Source organism: Pseudomonas sp. MWU16-30323 (assembly GCF_020515595.1).
Lineage (GTDB): Bacteria > Pseudomonadota > Gammaproteobacteria > Pseudomonadales > Pseudomonadaceae > Aquipseudomonas > Aquipseudomonas yamanorum.
In genome coordinates this window covers 1-16,893 of sequence record NZ_JAIWYM010000054.1, presented here as the reverse complement: position 1 = coordinate 16,893, position 16,893 = coordinate 1, and the positions used below count along the sequence as shown (strand labels likewise).

General features: G+C 62.0%; 15 protein-coding genes. 10 read left to right on the top strand and 5 right to left on the bottom strand.

Going from position 1 to position 16,893, the window contains the following annotated elements; all coding sequences use genetic code 11:
• The first annotated feature begins 169 nt into the window (after nt 1-169).
• The 6 genes from LIY45_RS29795 (at nt 170) to LIY45_RS29770 (ending at nt 6,130) form a co-directional block, all read left to right on the top strand.
• Nucleotides 170-1,837, top strand: a complete 1,668-nt coding sequence (locus LIY45_RS29795; protein WP_226478571.1) for an AMP-binding protein — start codon at nt 170-172, stop codon at nt 1,835-1,837.
• 31 nt (nt 1,838-1,868) lie between these two features.
• Nucleotides 1,869-2,312 carry a hotdog fold thioesterase gene (locus LIY45_RS29790; protein WP_226478569.1) on the top strand — a complete coding sequence of 148 codons (444 nt, stop codon included), beginning with the start codon at nt 1,869-1,871 and terminating at the stop codon, nt 2,310-2,312.
• A 98-nt stretch (nt 2,313-2,410) separates the two neighbouring features.
• Complete coding sequence (locus tag LIY45_RS29785; RefSeq protein WP_226478567.1) at nt 2,411-3,220, top strand: alpha/beta hydrolase; 810 nt, start codon at nt 2,411-2,413, stop codon at nt 3,218-3,220.
• Entirely contained in the window at nt 3,217-4,071 is an 855-nt protein-coding gene (locus tag LIY45_RS29780; protein ID WP_226478565.1) for an alpha/beta hydrolase, read from the top strand. Before LIY45_RS29785 ends, LIY45_RS29780 begins: the two co-directional genes overlap by 4 nt.
• Before the next feature lie 102 nt (nt 4,072-4,173).
• Nucleotides 4,174-4,992, top strand: coding sequence for a DUF4892 domain-containing protein (locus LIY45_RS29775; RefSeq protein ID WP_226478564.1), 819 nt, complete (start codon nt 4,174-4,176; stop codon nt 4,990-4,992).
• Nucleotides 4,993-5,065: 73 nt separating this feature from the next.
• Nucleotides 5,066-6,130 carry an AI-2E family transporter gene (locus LIY45_RS29770; RefSeq protein ID WP_063028239.1) on the top strand — a complete coding sequence of 355 codons (1,065 nt, stop codon included), beginning with the start codon at nt 5,066-5,068 and terminating at the stop codon, nt 6,128-6,130.
• Between the two features lie 28 nt (nt 6,131-6,158).
• On the opposite strand, the gene LIY45_RS29765 is transcribed toward LIY45_RS29770, so the two are convergent.
• A complete protein-coding gene (locus LIY45_RS29765; RefSeq protein WP_226478563.1) occupies nt 6,159-7,196 on the bottom strand; it encodes an ATP-binding protein in 1,038 nt (345 codons plus the stop codon).
• Nucleotides 7,196-7,960: a response regulator gene (locus LIY45_RS29760; RefSeq protein ID WP_226478572.1), complete on the bottom strand. Its 765-nt coding sequence runs from the start codon at nt 7,958-7,960 to the stop codon at nt 7,196-7,198. The genes LIY45_RS29765 and LIY45_RS29760 overlap by 1 nt, the downstream gene beginning before the upstream one ends.
• 290 nt (nt 7,961-8,250) lie before the next feature.
• Here LIY45_RS29760 and pyrF point away from each other — a divergent pair, with 290 nt between their 5' ends.
• Nucleotides 8,251-8,949: an orotidine-5'-phosphate decarboxylase gene (gene pyrF / locus LIY45_RS29755; RefSeq protein WP_017480212.1), complete on the top strand. Its 699-nt coding sequence runs from the start codon at nt 8,251-8,253 to the stop codon at nt 8,947-8,949.
• Nucleotides 8,950-9,088: 139 nt separating this feature from the next.
• Here pyrF and LIY45_RS29750 read toward each other — a convergent pair whose 3' ends face one another.
• Nucleotides 9,089-10,096 carry an NADP-dependent oxidoreductase gene (locus LIY45_RS29750; RefSeq protein WP_226478562.1) on the bottom strand — a complete coding sequence of 336 codons (1,008 nt, stop codon included), beginning with the start codon at nt 10,094-10,096 and terminating at the stop codon, nt 9,089-9,091.
• Between the two features lie 227 nt (nt 10,097-10,323).
• Between LIY45_RS29750 and LIY45_RS29745 the strand changes: the two genes are divergently transcribed.
• From LIY45_RS29745 to LIY45_RS29735, 3 genes are all read left to right on the top strand, one after another.
• A complete protein-coding gene (locus LIY45_RS29745) occupies nt 10,324-11,085 on the top strand; it encodes an SDR family oxidoreductase (RefSeq protein ID WP_008431261.1) in 762 nt (253 codons plus the stop codon).
• A 203-nt stretch (nt 11,086-11,288) separates the two neighbouring features.
• Nucleotides 11,289-12,713 carry a PLP-dependent aminotransferase family protein gene (locus LIY45_RS29740; protein WP_226478561.1) on the top strand — a complete coding sequence of 475 codons (1,425 nt, stop codon included), beginning with the start codon at nt 11,289-11,291 and terminating at the stop codon, nt 12,711-12,713.
• Between the two features lie 115 nt (nt 12,714-12,828).
• Complete coding sequence (locus tag LIY45_RS29735) at nt 12,829-14,796, top strand: methyl-accepting chemotaxis protein (RefSeq protein ID WP_226478560.1); 1,968 nt, start codon at nt 12,829-12,831, stop codon at nt 14,794-14,796.
• 36 nt (nt 14,797-14,832) lie between these two features.
• Here LIY45_RS29735 and LIY45_RS29730 read toward each other — a convergent pair whose 3' ends face one another.
• Together LIY45_RS29730 and LIY45_RS29725 are read right to left on the bottom strand one after the other, a co-directional pair.
• Nucleotides 14,833-15,645, bottom strand: a complete 813-nt coding sequence (locus tag LIY45_RS29730; protein ID WP_226478559.1) for an alpha/beta fold hydrolase — start codon at nt 15,643-15,645, stop codon at nt 14,833-14,835.
• A 121-nt stretch (nt 15,646-15,766) separates the two neighbouring features.
• Nucleotides 15,767-16,537, bottom strand: coding sequence for a hypothetical protein (locus tag LIY45_RS29725; protein WP_226478558.1), 771 nt, complete (start codon nt 16,535-16,537; stop codon nt 15,767-15,769).
• Between the last annotated feature and the right edge of the window lie 356 nt (nt 16,538-16,893).

The following is a 16,893-nucleotide window of genomic DNA, read 5'->3' as shown; positions in this document are numbered from 1 at the left end:
TGCGCTTTTCAAAAGTGAGCCGCTGTAAGAGCGGAACCCTAGGCGGCCGTTACCTAAATAACGGATATGCCCCCAAAACAGCAGAACTTGCACCCCCCGCGCTCCCATGAAATAGTCCACCCAAGCAAGTGCTTGGTTGGCTACCATCGGAACACAAAGGAGCGCGTCCATGTCTGTCGCTTTTCGTTTGCCGTTGCAGGTCTTCTTCGAACGTGAAGCGCGACACCCGCGCCAACGGTTTCTCGTCCAGCCCATCAAAGGCGGCGAGGTCCAAACCCTCACCTGGGCCGAAGCCGGCCACCAAGCCCGTTGCGCCGCCCACTGGCTGCGAGCGCGCGACCTGCCCCAGGGCTCCCACATCGCCCTGATCTCGAAAAATTGCGCCCACTGGATCATCATCGACCTCGCCATCTGGATGGCCGGCCACGTCTCGGTCCCGCTCTACCCTAATCTAACCGCCGACTCCGTCGCCCACGTACTCGAGCACTCCGAAGCCGCGCTGGCGTTCATTGGCAAACTGGACGACTGGCCCGCCATGTCCGCCGGCGTAATGGCCGACCTGCCCACCATCAGCCTGCCGCTGTGCCCCGAAGGCGAATTCGACTTCTCCTGGGCCGACCTGCAAGCCTGCTCACCCATCCAGGACAACCCCGCGCCCGCAGCATCCGATCTAGCCACCATCATCTACACCTCCGGCACCACCGGCCTGCCCAAGGGCGTGATGCACAGCTTCGGCGCCCTGGCTTTCGCGGCCACTCGTGGCACTGAATTGTTCGGCCTCGGGGAGGGTGATCGCCTGCTGTCCTACCTGCCGCTGTGCCACGTGGCCGAGCGCATGTTTGTGGAAATGGCCTCGATCTACACCGGGCAAACCGTATTTTTCGCCGAGAGCCTCGACACGTTTCTCACAGACCTCAAGCGGGCCAGGCCGACAGCGCTGTTCGGCGTACCGCGCATCTGGACCAAATTCCAGATGGGCGTCTACAGCAAAATCCCCGCAAGCCGCCTCGATACCTTGCTGCGCCTGCCCTTCATCGGTAAACGGGTCGGCCACAAAGTGCTCGCCGGACTGGGCCTGGACGCTGTGCGCGTGGCGCTCTCCGGCGCTGCCCCCGTGCCCGAAGCCCTGTTGGCCTGGTACCGCAGGCTCGGCCTGGATGTGCTGGAGGTCTACGGCATGACCGAAAGCTGCGGCTACTCCCACGTGTGCCGCCCCGGCGAGCAGAAACTCGGCTGGATCGGCCCGCCATGCCCGGACGTTGAAGTGCGCATCGGTGACGACGGCGAAGTCCAGGTGCGCAGCGGCGCGACCATGCTCGGTTATTTCAAGGACCCGGTGAAAACCGCCGAAACCATCACCGCCGACGGCTTCCTGCGCACCGGCGACAAGGGCGAGCAGGGCGCCGATGGCCGCTTGCGATTGACCGGGCGGCTGAAGGAAATCTTCAAGACCAGCAAAGGCAAATACGTGGCGCCGGCGCCGATCGAAAACCGCCTGGCCGAGCATGCGCGTATCGAGCAGGTGTGCGTGGTGGGCGATGGCTTGAGCGCGCCCATGGGCCTGTGCGTGTTATCGGTGGTGGGCCTGCAAGATGCCAATGGACAGGGGCGGCAGGCATTGCAGGGCAGCCTCGAACGCTTGCTGGAAGAGGTCAACCTGGCGCTGGATAAACATGAGCGCTTGCGTCAGCTGGTGGTGGTAAAAGACAGTTGGGCGGTGGAAAACGGTTTCCTCACGCCCACCTTGAAGATCAAGCGTAACGTGATTGAAGCCGTTTACGGGCCACAGTTCATGGCTTGGAGCGAGCGCTCCGAAGCCGTGCTGTGGCAGGATTGAGCACTGACATAAAACCAATAAGGACCGATCAATGAGCCTGTGGCGCACCCAACCCAACATCGAACAACTCAATGCGAGCCAGAAAAACACCATCGGTGAAGTGCTGGATATCCGCTTTGAAAGTTTTGACGACGAGTCCCTGACCGCCAGCATGGTGATCGACCACCGTACCCATCAACCCTACGGCCTGTTGCACGGCGGCGCGTCGGCGGTGCTGGCGGAAACCGTGGGCTCCATGGCGAGTTACCTGTGCATCGACGCCAGCAAGTTCTACTGCGTGGGCCTGGAAATCAACGCCAACCACCTGCGCGGTTTGCGCAGCGGGCGGGTGACGGCGGTGGCCAAGCCGATTCATATCGGACGCACCACCCACGTATGGGACATCCGCCTGACCAGCGATGAAGGCAAGGCCAGCTGCGTATCGCGCCTGACCATGGCCGTGGTGCCGCTGGGCGAGACCCCGCCGGCCCGATAGGCGTGGCGTGAGTGTCATCATTCCTGGCAGTTACAGTCATTGCTGTGACTGCCCGGTCTGGGGAGAATCAACAGTCTGTTTACGGTGATGGATCTGGTATGTCGCAGCACGTGTTTTTCGCTCACGCCAATGGCTTTCCTTCGGCGACCTACGGCAAATTGTTTGCCGCCCTGGCCCCGGAGTACGCCGTCGCGCATTTGCCGCAACACGGCCATGACCCCCGATTTCCGGTGGATGACAACTGGCAGAACCTGGTGGACGAACTGATCCACCACCTTGAGCAACAACCCGAGCCGGTGTGGGGCGTGGGCCATTCGTTGGGTGGCGTGCTGCACTTGCATGCGGCCATGCGGTGCCCGCAGTTGTATCGCGGGGTGGTCATGCTCGATTCCCCGGTACTGACCCTGGCCGATCGCTGGGTGATTCGTGCGGCCAAGCGCTTCGGCTTTATCGACCGGCTGACCCCGGCGGGTCGCACCCTGGGCCGTCGTGAAGAGTTCGCTGACCTGGCGGCAGCGCGCCAGTACTTTGCCGGCAAGACCCTGTTTCGGGGCTTTGATCCCGACTGTTTTGATGCCTACCTGCAACACGGCCTGGAGCAGGTGGGCGACCGCCTGCGTCTGCGCTTTGATCCGGCCACCGAGATCAGCATCTACCGTGGCGTGCCCCACACCAGCCCCGGCCAGGCCCGGCAACTGAAGGTGCCACTGGCGGTGGTGCGTGGTCGGCAGAGCCGGGTAGTGATGCGTCACCATGCCAGCGGTGTGGGGCGCATGCCCATGGGCGAAATGCTGACCATGCCCGGCGGCCACATGTTTCCCCTTGAGCGCCCCCAGGACACCGCCACCTTGATCAAAAACCTGTTTGCCCGCTGGGAAGCTCGCCAGCGCGAGCGCAGTTGCGCATGACTGCGCCTGTCGAAGAAGTCCGCCTGGCGCTGCCGCACATCGAGTTGGCGGCGCATCTGTTCGGCCCTGAAGACGGCCTGCCGGTCATCGCCCTGCATGGCTGGCTGGACAACGCCAACAGCTTCGCGCGCCTGGCGCCGAAACTCCATGGCCTGCGCATCGTCGCGCTGGACATGGCCGGCCATGGTCATTCGGCCCATCGCCCCGTCGGTGCCGGCTACTCCCTGTGGGATTACATCCACGATGTGCTGCAAGTCGCCGAACAACTGGGATGGAAACGTTTTGCATTACTTGGCCACTCCCTCGGCGCCATCGTTTCCCTGGTGTTGGCCGGCGCCTTGCCGGAGCGCGTAACGCACCTGGGATTGATTGATGGCGTAATCCCGCCGACCGGCACCGCAGACAACGCCCCCGAGCGCCTTGGGATGGCGTTGCAGGCGCAATTGAACCTGCAGGACAAGCGCAAACCGGTGTACAGCACCCTCGATCGTGCGGTGGAAGCGCGGATGAAAGGCGTGGTGGCGGTCAGCCGCGAAGCCGCCGAACTGCTGGCCCAGCGCGGCCTTATGCCCGTTCCGGGCGGTTACACCTGGCGCAGCGACAGCCGTCTGACCCTGGCTTCCCCGATGCGTCTGACAGAAGAACAGGCGATGGCTTTCGTGCGTCGAGTTGGCTGTCCGACACAGCTGGTGGTCGCTGAAGACGGCATGCTGGCGAAACATTCCGAATTGCTTTCCGGGCTTCCGTTCCAGGTGACCACCTTGCCCGGTGGCCATCATTTGCACCTGAACGACGAGTCAGGGGCTACCCTTGTTGCAGACTGTTTCAATCGGTTCTTCTCCACGCCTTGACTTGGCGGGGTCAACTGCCGAGGCTGGGCGGATCGAAAGGGAGTCAACCATGAACGATCTCAACACCGCAGCGCACCCCAATGGCCAGGGCGCGCTCATCCGATGAGTATGCCGAAGGGATTTATCCGTATTCTGGGGCTGTGCTGTTTCAGCCCGCTGGTGTTTGCCGCCGACGTGCCGGGTAGCCAGGACTTGCCCGCCGTGGCCCGTCAGGTCGACGCGCAGATCGTCGACTACCGCCCCGCCGAAGATAAAGAACGCATCTACCCGCTGGGCTCGATCCGCAAGATCAGCGGCCAGTTGCGCTATGAAGGCCAGGCCGCCGCCCGTGGGCTAAACACCGCCATCACCTACGAACTGCCCGCTGAACACACCTCCAGTGCCGCCTTTACCGCCACCCGCGAAGCCTTGCAGGCCCAGGGCGCGCAGTTGCTGTTCTGGTGCCAGGCCCGGGATTGCGGCGAAAGCAGCCTGTGGGCCAATGAAGTCTTTGGCAACGCCAAGCTGGTGGGCGCCGACGGCCAACAGGAATACCTGTTGCTGCGTCTGGCAGCACCTCAGGACAACTCGCTGGTCGCGCTGTACGGCATCACCCGGGGCAATCGCCGGGCCTATCTGCATGTAGAGCAACTGGACGCCAGCGCACCGCTGGGCGACTTGCTGCCGACTTCCGCCACGCTGCTGCGGGAGCTGAAAAGCACCGGCGAGCTGGACTTCCCCAAGTTGGGCGCCGAACCTGACGCCACCTGGCTCACGCTTATTTCCCGTGGATTGAACCTGGATGCCACCCTGCGGGTCAGTTTGACCGGGCCCACTGCCGAAGCATGGCGCCAGGGCTTGATCGATCAGGGCGTACGTGCGGCCCGCCTGGAAACCGGCACCGCCGAGGCGAAGGGTTTGCACCTGCATCTGATACGCTGACCGTTCCAGGGCGAACGGACCCGCGCCGTTCGCCTAAGCTCTTCCTCTTACAGACTTCTTTTCGAGAAACCACATGCTCAATAACGATCGCCTGCTGGTGCAGATCCTGCTGCTGGTGTTGTTTGGTGCCAGCTTCTGGGTGATGGCGCCGTTCTGGTCGGCGCTGTTCTGGGGCGCGGTACTGGCGTTTGCCAGTTGGCCGGTGATGCGCCTGCTCACCCGCTGGCTGGGTGGGCGCGAATCCCTGGCGGCCGGAATCCTCACCCTGGTCTGGATGCTTCTGGTGGCGTTGCCGCTGGTGTGGCTGGGGTTCAACCTGGCTGACCATGTGCGCGACGCCGTGGGCCTGATCAAGGATATTCAGGTGGATGGCTTGCCTGCGGCGCCGACCTGGCTGGGCTCCATTCCGTTTGTCGGCGAGCGGTTGGTGGCGATGTGGGACAGCATCGACCAGCAGGGTGCGGCGCTGATGGTCACGTTGAAACCTTATCTGGGGCAGGTGGGCAACTGGTTACTGGCTCGCAGTGCGCAGATCGGTGGTGGCATCCTGGAACTGACCCTGAGCCTGGTGTTCGTGTTCTTTTTCTACCGGGACGGGCCGCGCCTGGCGATGTTTGTCCATCGTCTGCTGGAGCGGTTGATCGGCGACCGTGCGGGTTACTACATCGAACTGGTGGCGGGTACGGTGCAGCGGGTGGTCAACGGTGTGATCGGCACCGCAGCCGCCCAAGCGCTGCTGGCGCTGATCGGCTTCTGGATTGCCGGGGTGCCGGGAGCATTGGTGCTGGGCATCGTCACGTTTTTGCTGAGCCTGATTCCCATGGGCCCGCCGCTGATCTGGATCCCGGCCACCGCCTGGCTGGCGTGGAAGGGCGACTACACCTATGCGGTATTCCTGGGTGTGTGGGGCACGTTCATCATCAGCGGCGTGGACAACGTGCTCAAGCCGTACCTGATCAGCCGTGGCGGCAACCTGCCGCTGGTGATCGTGCTGCTGGGGGTGTTTGGCGGGTTGATTGCGTTCGGTTTCATCGGCCTGTTTATCGGCCCGACATTGCTGGCCGTGGCCTATAGCTTGCTGACGGACTGGAGCGCTAGCCAGGCTCAGGTACGGCGGGAAGATAAAGCCGGGCAGTAATGTTTCAAACAGGGCGCAGGAATAATTCCTACGCCCTCGGCAACCACATTACCGCCGTCAACCCGCCGCCCGGCGTTTCTTCCAGGCTCAACCTTCCGCCCAGGCGTTCCACCGCTTCCTTGGAAATCGTCATTCCCAAGCCTACGCCGCCGGAGTTCCGGTTGCGCGAGCCTTCCAGTCGATAAAACGGCTCAAATACCGCCTCGCGTTTATCCGCCGCAATCCCCGGCCCATGGTCGATCACCTTGACCACCAGCGCCTGTGGGCTGTCCGCCAGCTCGATGCGCGCCGTGCCGGCATAGCGCAGGGCGTTGTCGATCAGGTTGTTCAGGCACGAGCGCAGGGCCATCGGTTGCACGTGCAGCGGCGCGCATTCACCACTGCATTGCACGTCGGAGCCGCGGTCCTGGGCGTTTTCACTCAGGGATTCCACCAGCGCCTGCACATCCAGCCAATGCCGGGTTTCGCTGGTGCGCTGCTCGTGCAGGTAGCTCAGGGTGGCGTCGAGCATACCGATCATGTCGTCCAGGTCCTGGCGCATCTGGCCCTGCAGCTTGGTGTCTTCGATCTGCTCCAGGCGCAGCTTGAGCCGTGACAGAGGGGTGCGCAGGTCGTGGGACACAGCGCCGAGCATCCGCGCACGCTGGGTGACCTGTTCGCGGATGCGCTTTTGCATCAGGTTAAAGGTCGACGCTGCCTGCCGTGCTTCCCGTGGGCCGGACTCGTTCAACGGCGGGCTGTCGAGGTCCAGGCTCAGGCGCTCGGCCGCCGCGCTCAGGCGCTGGATGGGTCGACTCAGCAGCTTGGCGCCGTACCAGGCGGCGATGATCAGTGAGAAAAACTGGAAGGTCAGCGGCACCACAGGTCCGCCGAACCAAGGGCGGCGGTGCTGCTTGGGCATTGGCGTCAGCGTGCCGTCCGGTTGCTCGATGAATGTTTCGTGTGGCGGTGGCGGCGGCGGGCCGTAGTGGTGAAACCAGAAAAAGGCCAATACGTGCGCCAGCACAATCGCCACCAGCAACACACCGAACAGCCGCCCGAACAGGGTGTTGAAGGCGTTGCGCATCAGCCGATATCCCGGGCGTCGAACAGGTAGCCTTCACCGCGCACCGTCTTGATCAACTGTGGAGCCTTGGGGTCATCCCCGAGTTTTTGCCGCAGGCGTGAGACCAGCAGGTCAATGCTGCGGTCAAAGGCTTCGATGGAGCGACCACGGGCCGCGTCCAGCAATTGCTCGCGGCTCAGCACCCGGCGCGGACGTTCGATAAACACCCACAGCAAGCGGAATTCAGCGTTGGACAGCGGCACCACCAGGCCATCGTCGGCCACCAGTTGGCGCAATACGCTGTTGAGGCGCCAGTTGTCGAAGCGGATATTCGCCCGTTGCTCGGTGCGGTCATCCCGCACGCGCCGCAGGATGGTCTGGATGCGGGCCACCAGTTCGCGGGGCTCGAAGGGCTTGGACATGTAATCGTCAGCCCCCAGTTCCAGGCCAATGATGCGGTCGGTGGGTTCGCAGCGGGCGGTGAGCATCAGGATCGGGATGTCTGATTCCGCCCGCAGCCAGCGGCACAGCGACAGGCCGTCTTCGCCCGGCAGCATCAGGTCGAGCACCACCACGTCGAAGGTTTCGGCTTGCATGGCGTGGCGCATGGCGGCGCCATCGGTCACGCCGCTGGCGAGGATATTGAAACGCGCCAGGTAATCGATCAGCAGTTCGCGGATCGGCACGTCGTCGTCGACGATCAGCGCGCGGGTGTTCCAGCGCTTGTCTTCACCCACAAACGAGCCATTTTGATCGTCATTCAGCACAGGAGTCAGGGTTTGCATGGTGCGATCATCTACCTGGTGGGCCGCCGGGCCGAGGATCGGCGGCGAGGTTGTTGCGTTCAGCATAGGCGCCCAGCACCGGGGCTGGAAGTTCTGTACGGTGGTTCACGTGTGCGAGGCTAATCTTCGGGGGTATTGCAGGCATGTCGGGAATGTATCGGTTTCGACACAATTGCCCGGGAGCCCGCAATCTGGCGGCTAAATCGCGAATTACCGATCATCGGATCCCGCAAACGCGCTGCTTGCGCTACAATCCGCGCCGATTTCGACTTGCCTGAGAGCCCATTCCAATGTCCGTCTGCCAGACTCCTATCATCGTCGCCCTGGATTACCCCACCCGTGACGCCGCACTGAAACTGGCTGACCAGTTGGACCCCAAGCTTTGCCGGGTCAAGGTCGGTAAGGAACTGTTCACCAGTTGCGCCGCGGAAATTGTCGGCACCTTGCGTGACAAAGGCTTCGAGGTGTTCCTCGACCTGAAATTCCACGATATCCCCAACACCACCGCGATGGCGGTCAAAGCCGCCGCCGAAATGGGCGTGTGGATGGTCAATGTGCACTGCTCCGGCGGTTTGCGCATGATGGCGGCGTGCCGTGAAGTGCTCGATCAACGCAGCGGCCCCAAGCCGTTGTTGATTGGCGTGACCGTGCTGACCAGCATGGAACGTGAAGACCTGGCCGGCATCGGCCTGGACATCGAGCCACAGGAACAAGTGCTGCGCCTCGCGGCCCTGGCGCAAAAGGCTGGCCTGGACGGCCTGGTGTGCTCGGCGCTGGAAGCCCAAGCGTTGAAGACCGCCCACCCGTCGCTGCAACTGGTGACCCCGGGGATTCGCCCGGCGGGCAGCGCCCAGGACGACCAGCGTCGCATCCTGACCCCGCGCCAGGCCCTGGACGCCGGTTCCGATTACCTGGTGATCGGTCGCCCGATCAGCCAGGCGGCCGATCCGGCCAAGGCGCTGGCGGCGGTGGTTGCCGAGATCGCCTGACTAAAGCGGCCACGGTCTCTGTGGGAGCTGGCTTGCCTGCGATAGCATCGACTCGGTATCACTGAAACACCGAGTCGCCTGCATCGCGGGCAAGCCCGGCTCCCACATTAACCGTGTGTGCAGAACGATCTGCGGTGTGTCAGCTGACTTTCAGTACCAACTTCCCAAAGTTCTCACCGTTGAACAGCTTCATCAGTGTCTCCGGGAACGTCTCCAGTCCTTCGACGATATCTTCCTTGCTCTTGAGCTTGCCCTGAGCCATCCAGTCGGCCATTTCCTGCCCGGCTGCGGCAAAATTCGCCGCGTGGTCCATCACCACAAACCCCTCCATCCGCGCACGATTGACCAGCAATGACAGGTAGTTGGCCGGCCCTTTGACGGCTTCCTTGTTGTTGTACTGGCTGATGGCGCCGCAGATCACCACGCGGGCTTTCAATGCCAGGCGGCTGAGCACGGCATCGAGAATGTCGCCGCCGACGTTATCGAAATACACGTCCACACCTTTCGGGCACTCGCGCTTGAGGCCGGCGTGTACGTCTTCGTTCTTGTAGTCGATGGCCGCATCAAAACCCAGTTCATCCACCAGGAATTTGCATTTGTCGGCACCGCCGGCGATGCCCACTACGCGGCAGCCTTTGATCTTGGCAATCTGCCCGGCAATGCTGCCCACCGCACCGGCCGCGCCGGAAATCACCACGGTGTCCCCAGCCTTGGGCGCGCCGGTATCCAGCAGGGCGAAATAGGCGGTCATGCCGGTCATCCCCAGTGCCGACAAGTAGCGCGGCAACGGTGCGAGTTTCGGATCGACCTTGTAGAAACCCCGTGGCTCACCGACGAAGTAATCCTGCACACCCAGGGCGCCGTTGACGTAGTCCCCCACGGCAAATTTCGGGTTGTTCGAGGCGATGACTTTGCCCACGCCCAAGGCGCGCATGACTTCGCCGATACCTACCGGCGGAATGTAGGATTTGCCCTCGTTCATCCAGCCACGCATGGCCGGGTCCAGGGACAGGTATTCGTTGTGCACCAGCACCTGCCCGTCCTGGGGCGTGCCCACCGGTACTTCCTGGTAGGTGAAGGTGTCCCGCGTGGCAGCGCCGACCGGGCGTTTGGCGAGCAGGAATTGGCGGTTGGTCTGGGCAGTCATGGCAGGGACTCTTGAGAAGTGGACCTTGAGTGATAGACCCTTCGAACCGCACGGGCAAGGTGCGCGGCACCTGCGAATGCCCGTCGATCCACTGCAATGATAATGACGCCGGTGCCCTTATCACTGCCGCTCATGGTTCGCCAACCGGGCGTTTGATAGTGCTGACGTGCCCATGGCCGCTCTGGCTAGACTGTGGGCATCGAGCATCCCCATCGAAGGACATCACCATGAGCATGACATTTTCCGGCCAGGTCGCCCTGGTGACCGGCGCGGCCGCGGGCATTGGCCGCGCCACTGCGCTGGCGTTTGCTGCTGAAGGCTTGAAGGTTGTCGTTGCTGACCTCGACGCGGCGGGCGGCGAGGGCACTGTGGCGCTGATTCATCAGGCGGGTGGCGAAGCGGTGTTTGTACGCTGCAATGTCACCCTCGAAGCAGATGTACAGCAGTTGATGCAGCAGACCGTGGCCACCTATGGCCGGCTGGACTATGCGTTCAACAACGCCGGGATCGAGATCGAGAAGGGCAAGTTGGCCGACGGTAGCCTGGATGAGTTCGACGCCATCATGGGCGTCAACGTCAAGGGCGTGTGGCTGTGCATGAAGTATCAACTGCCGTTGCTGTTGGCCCAGGGCGGCGGTGCCATCGTCAACACGGCCTCGGTGGCCGGGCTTGGGGCGGCGCCGAAGATGAGCATCTATGCCGCGTCCAAGCACGCGGTGATCGGCCTGACCAAATCGGCGGCGATCGAGTACGCAAAGAAGAAAATCCGCGTCAATGCGGTATGCCCGGCGGTGATCGACACCGATATGTTCCGCCGTGCCTATGAGGCCGACCCGCGCAAAGCTGAATTTGCAGCCGCCATGCACCCGGTCGGGCGTATCGGCAAGGTCGAGGAAATCGCCAGCGCGGTGCTTTATCTGTGCAGCGACGGCGCTGCCTTTACCACAGGCCAGGCATTGGCGGTGGACGGTGGCGCGACCGCGATTTAGGAACTGATGCTGATGCCATTCAGAAAAGCGTTGGCGGGGCTGTGAGGCTTTTCTGCAGGTGGCCAGATGCCTTGGCCGAATGTGTATCATTAGGTAAATAATCCAATTAAATCAATGATTTAATAAATCTTCACCACGGCTGTCATTGGGCTTCTGTGCTTAACTGGTTTGGGTTAAATGACAACAGTTTAAGTGAGTGGCTCATGGATTTAGGGATCGATCGACAAGCCCTTGTACCGGTAGTGCAGCAAATCGTCAGTGCGTTGGCCGCCTGGATTCGCGAGAGCGGAGCCAGTCCCGGGACGCGCTTGCCTTCGGTACGGCAACTGGCCCACGAGAATCTGCTCAGCCAGTCCAGCGTGATCGAGGCGTTCGAGCGGATGGTTGCCCAAGGCGTGCTGGCCTCAAGGCAAGGCGCGGGTTTCTGTGTAGCCCAGCCACCCGCTGAGCGTGGCCTTCGCTGCGAAAACCAATGGTATGAGGGCGCCGAGTCCGGGTGGGGCGCCTTTGTCGACAATCAACTGGGTGAACTGAAACTGGGATGCGGCTGGCTGCCGGACACCTGGCGCGAGAGCGACGACATCAGCTATGCGATTCGTGAGGTCACCCGCACTGATACCGCCGCCGTCTTCAACTACAGCACGCCGCTGGGCCTGCCGGCACTGCGCGAACAGTTGCTCAAGCGCCTGGCCCACATCCACGTGGCGGCCCGGGTCGACCATATCCTCATCACCCAAGGCGCGAGCCATGCCCAGGACCTGTTGATCCGCACACTGCTCAAGGCCGGCGACACCGTGGTGGTGGAAAGCCCGGGCTACGGCAACCTGTACCGCCAACTGGCCTTTCACGGTGTCAAACTGCTGGAAGTGCCCCGCACACGCAGCGGTCCGGACATGCCTGCACTGGAAGCGCTGTTGCGCGGGCATCGGCCCAAGTGCCTGTTCATCAACAGCCTGTATCACAACCCTACCGGCACCAGCCTGTCCCAGGCGGTGGCCGAGCGCTTGTTGCAACTGGCGCATTCCCAGGACTTCTTTATTGTCGAGGAAGACGTCTATGGCGACCTGCAACATGCCTCCTGTACCCGATTGTCGGCGTTGCCCCACGAGGACCGGGTGATCTATATCTCGAGTTTTTCCAAGACCCTCAGCAGCGCTTTGCGCGTGGGCTATCTCACGGCCAGCGGGACGATCATCGCGCAGTTGGCCAAGGTCAAGACCATGACCGGTATCGGCACCTCGCGGTTCGCCGAGGCGGTGGTGGCGACATTGCTGGCCAATGGTACGTACCGCAAGTGGGTGCAACGTCTGCGCCGGCGCTTGAACACCGAAATGGCCGTCACCCTGCAGGTGCTGGAAGACGAGGAGTGGGAGGTGTTTGCGGTGCCTGCGGGTGGCATGTTCGTGTGGGCGCGCCCTGGCGTGGGTGACTGTTCGACGCTGCACGCGCGGGCTCGTCGGCTTGGGGTGTTGCTGTCGCCAGGGGCGCTTTTCAGCCCGACGGGCGAGCACAGTGACTGGCTGCGCATCAACGTGGCCTATGCTTCAGATCAGCGCGCCCTCGCGCTGTTCAAGGCCATGGGCCCGACAGGATCGACCTCTACCATTCTGAAAGCGACGAGGATGTAGCTTTTTGCCATTATTGTGGCGCCAAACGCTTGTGTTCAGTGCCCCGGGGTTGCGAATCTCGCTGCATCGAAACCGGGCCTGATGGCATTCGCCATTGCAAGAGGACTCAAGTGCAATGATTTCTGCCGTGCAACGACGTTTTGCCAACCTCGGTATGGCAAAGAAACTGGGCTTGGGCTTCGCCTTGGTGTTGCTGTTGACGGCGCTGGTGGCGGCGATTGGCGTGTGGTCGCTGCAAACCGTTGGCCAGCGCTTCGAGGGCCTGAAAGCCATGTCGGCGCTCAACAGCGGCCTGCTCAAGGTGCGCTTGATCGAACAGGACTACGCGTTGCATGCCGACCCCAAGTCGGTGGACGCCTTGCACGAAAGCGTCGACGCATTGGCCGCCCAGGCCACGATTCTCAAAGGCCAGTCGCCCGCCAACGTCCCGGTGATGACCGACGTTGAGCAGGCGCTGGCGGCCTATCGCAAGGCGTTCGATGAGTTTGTCGAGTTGACCCAGACCAAGGACCTGGCCCTGGAAATGGCCAGTTGGTCGGTCTCCAGTGTCGCCAACAACCTCGATGTGTTGCAGGCCGGGTTGGCGGACGACGGGGCCTATGGCCTCAAGGAAAGCCAGGGCAAGGAAGGCGCCGAATTTATCGAGCAGGCGGGCCAGGTCAGCCAGGTCTCGCGCCTGATGCTGCAAGCCATGAACGAAGCGCACGTGCGTCTGGATCAAAGCCGCAAGGGCGATGACGAGAACACCGAGCAAGGCAAGATCGAGCAGGCCGATCAGGCCCTGGCCCAGGTCGAACAGCTGAAAACCACGGTCAAGGATCCCGGTTATCAAACCGTGCTTAACGAAGTGTCCGGGCATATTGCGGCCTTCAGCGAAAAACTTGGCGAGTACACCGGCCTGCTGGCCCAGGAAAAGGTGGTCTACAAGCAACTGCACGAGCGTGCTGCCGAGGTGGTCACCCGGGTCAATCAGGCCTATGACGCAGAAGACGTGTCGATGCAGGCGCAGTTGAAGAAAAGCGCGTTGCTGATCATTGGCTCTTCAGCCTTGGCCTTGCTGGTCGGGCTGATCGCGGCGTGGATCATCACCCGGTTGATCGTCGCCCCGTTGCGCAGCGTGATTGCAGTGGCTCAGCAGATTGCCGCCGGTGATCTCAGTGGCCGCATGGAAGTCAGTCGTCGGGACGAAATGGGCCAGTTGATGCTCGCGATGCAGCAGATGAGCAGTGGCCTGAGCAATATGGTGAGCGGGTTGCAGGCGGGTATCGAGCAACTGGCCAGCTCGGCCCATTCGCTGTCCAGCGTGACAGAGCAGACCAACGTCGAGGTCAGCAGTCAGAAGGAAGAGACCGAGCAGGTGGCCACGGCGATGAACCAGATGACCGCCACTGTGCACGACGTAGCGCGTAACGCCGAACAAGCGGCCCAGGCTGCGCAGACCGCGGATGACAAGGTCGACAGCGGCCAGCAGGTCGTGCGCCAGAGCTTGCAGCGTATCGAGTTGCTGGCCAGCTCCGCGACCTCTGCCAGTACCAGCATCGAAAGCCTGAGTGCGGAAATCCAGAATATCGGCACCGTACTTGAGGTAATCAAAAGCGTGGCCGAGCAAACCAACTTGCTCGCCCTGAATGCGGCCATCGAAGCGGCCCGAGCGGGCGAGCAGGGCCGTGGTTTTGCGGTGGTGGCCGATGAGGTTCGGGCACTGGCCAAGCGTACCCAGCAATCGACCGAGGAAATCGAACGGCTGGTCAGCACCTTGCGCAGTGCTGCGCAGTCTTCGGTGCAGCAGATCAAGCAGAGTGGCGAACTGGTGAAGCTGGCGGTCAGTGATGCCCTGGAAACTGAAAGTGCCCTGGGCAGCATTGCGGCAGCAGTGTCGCTGATTCAGCAAATGAACCAGCAGATTGCCGCGGCGGCCGAAGAGCAAAGCTCGGTGGCCGGGGAAATCAATCGCAGCGTCACCAGCATCCGTGCCAGTGCCGATCAATCGGCGTTGAGCATGCAGGGCAACGCGGCGTCGAGCATCGAGCTGGCGCAGTTGGGCACGGAGCTTAAGGGGATGGTCGGGCACTTCCGCCTTTGATCACCGCAGGCCTGCGGCGATCAAAGGGCAGGGGCGTCAGGCGTTGTTGACCAGGAAGGTCAGCAGCGCTTCGTTGACGAAGTCGGGGTTTTCCCGGCTGGAGATATGCCCAGCGTCCGGAATCAACGTCAGTGTGCAGCCGATCAAGGTCGCCATTTCTTCGGATTCGGCCGGTGGGCGTGGCTTGTCTTGCTCCCCGCACATCACCAGGGTGGTGTCGGCGTCGAGGCGTGAAAGCTGCTCCAGCACATCGGTGCGGCTGAAGATAATCCGGCCCAGGGGCACGATGCTTTGCAGCAGGCGTTCTTTCGGAAAGGCCTTCAGCGCGTTGCGAAAGTCCTGGTACAAGGCCGATTCCCGGTCGATGCCGGGGCGGAAGAAGATCGGCGCCACTACATCCAGCAACGGCTCCGGAATGGCGCCGGCATCTTCGATCATCTTGAACAGCGAAAAATAGTACTGGCGAGTGGCTTCCGGCTCGGCACCCAGGTGCGTGTCCATCAGCACCAGGCTGTTGACCCGCTCGGGTGCCAGCAGCGCCAGGCGTGCGCCCCACATGCCGCCGACCGACAAACCCACGAGGTTGACCTGGGCAACGTCCAGGTGATCCAGCAGGGCCAGGTGCTGGCGTGCGAGGTCGTCCAGGGACGCGGTGCTTGCAGGCAGGGGGCCGGACTCGCCGTGGCCCCATAACTCGGGGACGATCACTCGGTATTGTTGCGAAAGGGCTTCTATCTGCGGTGCCCACATCTGGCTGTCCCACAGGTAGCTGGAGCCGAGGAGGACGGCCGGGCCGGTGCCCTGGTCGAGGTAGTGCAGCGGTTGTCCATCGATGATCACGACAGGCATGGCAAGGCCCTTTTCGTTAACGGAGAGAGGGGCCTTTTTTACGCTATTCGGGGGGAAGGGGATAGGTGCAGAGTGATGGCATGTGGCGAGCGGGTTTACCGCCCACCACAATGGCAGGGGATCAGTCGTAGATGGCTTTCTTCTTCCAGTCCGCGTCCGCATCCACCTCTTTCAAGCCTTCGGTCAATTCGTTGACCTCGTCTTCAGCCGGCTCGAGGTTGGTCAGCACCATGGAGTTGGCGCGCGCCAGTTGTTTCTCCAGCAATTGCAGTTGCTGGCTGTACACCACGGGCTCCGGCTGTTTGCGCAGGTACTGCACGCCGCGTTCGAACGCCAGGCGTGCCTGGCCAGGCTGGCCCTGCTGCAGCGCGTGCTGGCCCAGGTTGTTGAAGAACTCGATGTGCAGCAACACCAGGATGTGGCGGATTTCCTTGATCCAGTGCTTGGCTTCATTGGTCGGCAGGAAACCGTCCTGGGCCGCACGGGTCACCTGGCCATGCAGGGCTTCCAGCAGGAACCGTACATCCTTGGCCTTGGCTTCGGTCTGGATCGGGCCGGGCGGGTTGTTCACCGGAATCGATTCGCCCTGGGCCACCAGTGCGTTGAGTTCGGTGATGCGTGCCTTGAGGGATGCGTTGGACTTGTCCAGGTTCAACAGGCGCTGGTTGACGTTGAGCTCCAGGCGGGTCAGCAGCAACTTGAGTCGCGGCGTCATCAATTGGCCTGGGAAGGTCTCGGTGATTTCACCGCAGCGACGCAGCCGGTCATTGAGTTCGATCCGGGTCCGGTTCTTTTCCAGCTTATTGTTTTCCACCACGTGGTTCATGTAGCCAATGGCGATCAGTATTACGATCCCGGCTATTACCAGCAGGGTGATCATGAGTGGTGTCACCGGTGTGACCTCTTTATGGGGTTTGCGTTGAAGTGTAGTGACTGGTGCAGTGGCCGGATAGGACTGAGCGACCAGTTGCGTCAGTAGTTTCTTCTATATAGCGGGGCAGTCCCTGCGTAGATGCACATTGCCATCATTTGCTGTGACCAACTATAGCGTCTTGTGGAACGCCAGAATATAGGCGCCAAAGCCTGGACGGCGAGAAACCCTGGCAACCCCCGTAAACCACGGCGAAGTCATTGATTTAAATAAATTTATCCTTGGGGGTTGACGACCTCCCAATCCATCCATAGAATGCGCGCCACTTACAGCGTAAAGCACACAGCGAAACGCGGTAGGGAGTGAATGTTGTACGT